Annotated in this window: 7 protein-coding genes; 6 read left to right on the top strand and 1 reads right to left on the bottom strand. The window is 68.9% G+C overall.

Annotation, left to right across the window (positions count from 1 at the left end):
• Nucleotides 1–227: 227 nt before the first annotated feature.
• Nucleotides 228–863 carry a class I SAM-dependent methyltransferase gene (locus tag DWA33_RS24575; RefSeq protein ID WP_114361098.1) on the bottom strand — a complete coding sequence of 212 codons (636 nt, stop codon included), beginning with the start codon at nt 861–863 and terminating at the stop codon, nt 228–230.
• Between the two features lie 130 nt (nt 864–993).
• Here DWA33_RS24575 and DWA33_RS24570 point away from each other — a divergent pair, with 130 nt between their 5' ends.
• The 6 genes from DWA33_RS24570 (at nt 994) to DWA33_RS24545 (ending at nt 4,289) form a co-directional block, all read left to right on the top strand.
• Nucleotides 994–1,737, top strand: a complete 744-nt coding sequence (locus DWA33_RS24570; RefSeq protein WP_114361097.1) for a type III effector HopAG1 — start codon at nt 994–996, stop codon at nt 1,735–1,737.
• The gene (locus tag DWA33_RS24565) at nt 1,737–2,294 is read left to right on the top strand and encodes a cyclin-dependent kinase inhibitor 3 family protein (RefSeq protein WP_114361096.1); all 558 of its coding nucleotides are present in this window, start codon (nt 1,737–1,739) and stop codon (nt 2,292–2,294) included. Before DWA33_RS24570 ends, DWA33_RS24565 begins: the two co-directional genes overlap by 1 nt.
• Nucleotides 2,295–2,427: 133 nt before the next feature.
• The gene (locus DWA33_RS24560) at nt 2,428–2,880 is read left to right on the top strand and encodes a phosphate-starvation-inducible protein PsiE (RefSeq protein WP_114361100.1); all 453 of its coding nucleotides are present in this window, start codon (nt 2,428–2,430) and stop codon (nt 2,878–2,880) included.
• 343 nt (nt 2,881–3,223) lie between these two features.
• Complete coding sequence (gene pufB, locus DWA33_RS24555) at nt 3,224–3,379, top strand: light-harvesting antenna LH1, beta subunit (RefSeq protein ID WP_011157052.1); 156 nt, start codon at nt 3,224–3,226, stop codon at nt 3,377–3,379.
• Between the two features lie 12 nt (nt 3,380–3,391).
• Complete coding sequence (pufA, locus tag DWA33_RS24550) at nt 3,392–3,595, top strand: light-harvesting protein (protein ID WP_114361095.1); 204 nt, start codon at nt 3,392–3,394, stop codon at nt 3,593–3,595.
• A gap of 475 nt (nt 3,596–4,070) precedes the next feature.
• The gene (locus DWA33_RS24545) at nt 4,071–4,289 is read left to right on the top strand and encodes a hypothetical protein (protein ID WP_114361094.1); all 219 of its coding nucleotides are present in this window, start codon (nt 4,071–4,073) and stop codon (nt 4,287–4,289) included.
• The last annotated feature ends 300 nt before the right edge of the window (nt 4,290–4,589 follow it).

Raw genomic sequence — 4,589 nt, 5'->3', positions numbered from 1 at the left:
GCAACACCGACAGAGGCGCCCGCACCGGGTTACGGCGAGATGATCGGCCGGGAATCTACCGAGCGGCCTCTGTCGTGCTGACTATGCACCAGCACATCGCAGATACAGGAATCTCGAGCCACGCACACGCGTAGGATGGGTTGAGCGCAGCGAAACCCATCATCACGACGCAAACGACGGAGCGATGGGTTTCGCCTGCGGCTCAACCCATCCTACGAACTCGTTCATTACGCGCCGCGCGGCGCCCAGACATGCACACCCCACACGCCCTTGTGCGCCGGCGGGGGGCCGAGATAGCGCAGCGTCGGCATCTCGTCGAAGATCCGGCGCTCGCGCGGGTTCTTGTAGATCACGTAATACTCGGCGCGGCGCAGCTTCGCCAGATTGTCGCGCACCCGCTCCATGATCGGCTTGCCGAACGGGTTGAACAGATACAGCACGAACGGCTGCTCCGGGAACGCGTAGGCGCCGGCGTCGCCGTGCACGATCGAGATCGTCTTGAAGCCGGCCGCCGCGACATTGGCCTTCGCGGTCGCGGCCAGCTCGCCCGCGAATTCGACGCCGACGCAGGACTTGAAACCGAGTTCGGCGGCGACGATCAGCATCCGGCCCTTGCCGCAGCCGAGATCGACGAAGCGATGCAGCCGCGGATCGAGCCCGGTGAACGCCACCGCGTCGGCGAGCGCCGACGGGTCGCTGGCCTGATAGCGCTCGCCGAACCGGCGGCTGTCGTGCGCAATGGTGAGCCCGTGCAGCTCGACGGTGGAGCGGGTGTCGGTGCCGTAGCGGGCATCCCAATCGATGCTGCTCGCGGCGCGGCGGTCGCGGCCGGTCAGCAGGTCCCACATCCTCGACAATGACATCGCCCCGCCTCCCCGGTGCTTGGCGTTTGGTCGGTGTTGCGCAGGCCAGCGGCGGCGCTACGCTAATCGGCGCGCCGCGCGCTGTCGCTTGATCCGGCGCAAATCATCGGCGCCGGGAGATTGCTTGGAAATGAGCCTGCGCGACGCCAACCGCTGGACCGCGATCGGCGGCCAGGCCGGCTCCAACGCCGGCGGCCTCTATGCCGATGACCACGGCCGCGCCTGGTACGTCAAAACCCCGCCGAGCGACGATCACGCCCGCAACGAAGTGCTGGCCAATCGGCTGTACCGGCTCGCCGGCACCAGCGTCGCCGAGGTCGAGCTGGTGCGGCGCGGCGGCGTCCTTGCGGTGGCGAGCGCGATGCTGCGCGGCGCCTCGCTCGGCGAAGCGCTGGCCTTTCCGGACAACGGCGTCGCCGCCGACGTGTGCCGCGATTTCGCGGTCGATGCCTGGCTCGCCAACCGCGACGTGCTCGGCACCGACCTCGACAACGTGCTGGTGACCCGCGACGGCGGCGTGGTGCGGATCGACCAGGGCGGCGCGCTGGCGTATCGCGCCCGCGGCGCGCGCAAAACCGACTTCGGTCCCGAGGTGATCGAGTTCGACACGCTGCGCGACGCCCGCGCCAACGCGGTGGCGGCCTGCGTGTTCGGCGCGATGAGCCGGCCCGCGCTCGCCGCCTCGGTCGCCAAGGTGGCGCGGCTGACGGAGCCCGCGATCGGCGCGGTGGTCCGCGAGGTGCTCGGCGACACGGGCGAGGCGCGGGCGCTGACCGCATTGCTGCTGGCGCGGCGCGACGACCTGATCCGCCGCGTCGCGGCCGGGAGCGCCGCCGCCACCCGGGTCCGCGCCTTCGACACCATGGAGGAGTGATGGCGCCGCTGCGCACCAGCCAGACCCATCCGTTGCAGATCGCCGAAGTCCGGGCCGGGCCGGGCCACGGCCGCATCGGCATCACCTTCTGCCCCGGCAAGCACGACGCCTCGGCGCTGACCGGCGGCTGGGCCCGCGATCTTGCCGCCGATCTCGACGCGATCCAGGCCTGGGGTGCACGTCTGGTGCTCACGCTGGTCGAGCCGCGCGAACTGCAACTGCTGAAGGTGCCGGAGCTCGGCGCCGAGGTGGAGCGCCGCGCCATGCAGTGGCTGCATCTGCCGATCCCGGACTATCACCCGCCGACCGCGGCATTCGAGCGGCGCTGGGACACCGAGGGCCGGCTGATCCGGCAGCGGCTGCGCGCCGGCGACGACGTCCTGGTGCATTGCAAGGGCGGGCTCGGGCGCGCCGGCATGATCGCGGCGCGGCTGTTGGTCGAGCTCGGCGTGCCGCCGACCGCCGCGATCGCGCAGGTGCGTGCCGCGCGCGGCCGCGGCGCGATCGAGACCAGCGCGCAGCAGGCGGTGGTCGAGCGGGCGCAGCCGATGCCGTGAGCGGCAGCGCCATGGCGATCGGCCGCAGCGGCGATTTTCCGCAGCGCGCGGCCGGCTCAAAGACGCGGTGCGCCCGCTGCGGTTAGATCGGACACCTTAAGGCGCGAGCCGCGCCGCAACTGGATTGCTGCCGATGAACGACCTGCCGACACCCGCCCCGCCGATGCCGCTGATCCGCAAAGGCTTCCGGCTGATCGAGAACGTCTTCCTGCTGCTGATCGGCAGCTTCGCCGTGGTGGCGATGGCGCAGGAGATCTACGACACCGTGCTGAACGTCCGCGTCACGCTGAAAGAGCTGCTGCTGATGTTCATCTATGTCGAAGTGATCGCGATGGTCGCGGTGTATTACGAAAGCAAGAAGATCCCGATCACGCTGCCGATGTTCATCGCCATCACGGCGATCTCGCGGCTCCTCATCCTGCAAGGCAAGGACCAGCCGCCGGAGAACCTGCTGTACGAAAGCGGCGCCATCCTGATCCTGGCGGTCGCCTGCGCGGTGATCTCGTATCGGCCGCCGCGGCACAGCGCCCACGACTCCGCGCCGGCGCGCGGCGCTGCACCGCACGCACCGGCCGAGCGGCTCTGACGCGTGAGCGGTGCGCGATTGCCGTTTTTCCTTGGCTGTCAGCCTGATCGACTGCGGCTGTCCGGAATGAACCGGACAGCGGTCAGTGTCATGTCAAGTTGACAAGGGGGGCTGTCACGATAATGTGACCGGGCGAGAGAACGACGTGATCGGTACGCTGCCGGACGATGGCGGCCCGGCCACGGAGGTCTCAGCCGGGACCGAACGGTCCGCGGGGATGAGCGGCAGCCTGGAGGGGCGGCCGCCGACAGCCTCGCCGGATCAGGCGCCCCGGTCGCTGCTAGCAGCACTGACGCGTGCGGACCGCACGCAGATGATCGAAGTCTCTCAGGAGGTTTTTACAATGGCAGACGATCCGAACAAGGTCTGGCCGACCGGTCTGACGATCGCGGAGTCGGAAGAGCTCCACAAGCATGTGATCGACGGCACGCGCATCTTCGGCGCGATCGCCATCGTCGCGCATTTCCTGGCGTATGTTTACTCGCCCTGGCTGCACTAAGGAGTATCGAACATGAATCAAGGTCGTATTTGGACCGTCGTGAACCCGGGCGTCGGCCTGCCGCTGCTGCTCGGCAGCGTCACCGTGATCGCTCTCCTGGTGCACTTCGCTGTTCTCAGCAACACCACCTGGTTCCCGAAGTACTGGAACGGCGCCACCGTCGCCGCTCCGGCTGCTGCGGCGCCGGCGCCGGCCGCCCCGGCCGCCAAGAAGTAAGCTTCTTACTTCTGCGAAGCTGACAACACGCCCGTCGGCGCCCCTCGTGCGGGGGCTCCGGCGGGCGTTTTGTCTGTTCGGCGGGCCGACAATGGCCCCCGGCAAGCCGAGCGCCGCCGTGACCACCGCAGCGCGCCACCGCCCAGATCGCGTCGCCGGCTCACGCGCGCCGCTTGCGCGCGCGACACCCGGCGAGGTGACTCGCGGCGGTTGAAATCACACGGTCTCGGCACCGACGATCGCGCCCAGGTCACTGCGGCGCGATGACGCCTCCGCGATCTGGATTTGCTCGAAACTGGAATGCGTCGAGTCTGCGGCGCATCTGCGTCCGTCGTTGTGCCGCAACGGTTTTTCGATTCAGAGCGGCGTGATCGCGTCGCCGAAGAATCGTCTCCGTCACTGCAACTTCATCGCCGCTCCGCACTTGGGCCGCATTGGCCCGACAAGGTGCGCGCCGTAACTGAAGGAGACGACGATGACTGCCAACGAACCGCCGAAGTTCGATCCCGAATACGTCGCGACGCTGCGCGAAGTGCTCGATATCGCGGTCGAGCAGATCGCGGCGGAGCACCGAACCCCGGCCACCAAGGCGATGATGGCGCAAATCATCGTGCAGAACGCAGCGCGCGGCGTCACCGATGCGCACGCGCTGGTCGACGACGCGGTGCGCGCCGGCTCCAGCGGCGCCCCATAGCCGCCCCCGCACGTCCCGCCACCCGACGCGCCGCGGCCTCCGCGGCGCGTTTTGATTCGGAGGCGCCGCGAGGACACGTCGAAAGCCACGGACACTCCTCACCACGCGCCGTCATTCCGGGATGCGTGCGGAGCGCGCAGACCCGGAATCTCGCAGTGTTCTGCGTGCCGAGAAGCCGTCCATCATGGGCGGCCGCTCGCTTCTGACGTCATCCCCGCGGAGGCGGGGATCCAGTATTGCAGGGCGCTGGTGATCGACACGAAGGCTCTGGAATACTGGGTCGCCCGCCTGCGCGGGCGA

It is taken from the genome of Rhodopseudomonas pentothenatexigens, assembly GCF_900218015.1.
GTDB lineage: Bacteria > Pseudomonadota > Alphaproteobacteria > Rhizobiales > Xanthobacteraceae > Rhodopseudomonas > Rhodopseudomonas pentothenatexigens.
The sequence above is the reverse complement of the archived record's forward strand: the minus strand, read 5'-3'. Positions and strand labels throughout refer to the sequence as shown.

Excerpts from the sequence above, each read along its gene's own strand:
- pufB (WP_011157052.1), top strand. The coding sequence starts at position 3,224 with ATGGCAGACGATCCGAACAAGGTCTGGCCGACCGGTCTGACGATCGCG.
- pufA (WP_114361095.1), top strand. The coding sequence starts at position 3,392 with ATGAATCAAGGTCGTATTTGGACCGTCGTGAACCCGGGCGTCGGCCTG.
- DWA33_RS24575 (WP_114361098.1), bottom strand. The coding sequence starts at position 863 with ATGTCATTGTCGAGGATGTGGGACCTGCTGACCGGCCGCGACCGCCGC.
- DWA33_RS24570 (WP_114361097.1), top strand. The coding sequence starts at position 994 with ATGAGCCTGCGCGACGCCAACCGCTGGACCGCGATCGGCGGCCAGGCC.
- DWA33_RS24560 (WP_114361100.1), top strand. The coding sequence starts at position 2,428 with ATGAACGACCTGCCGACACCCGCCCCGCCGATGCCGCTGATCCGCAAA.
- DWA33_RS24545 (WP_114361094.1), top strand. The coding sequence starts at position 4,071 with ATGACTGCCAACGAACCGCCGAAGTTCGATCCCGAATACGTCGCGACG.
- DWA33_RS24565 (WP_114361096.1), top strand. The coding sequence starts at position 1,737 with ATGGCGCCGCTGCGCACCAGCCAGACCCATCCGTTGCAGATCGCCGAA.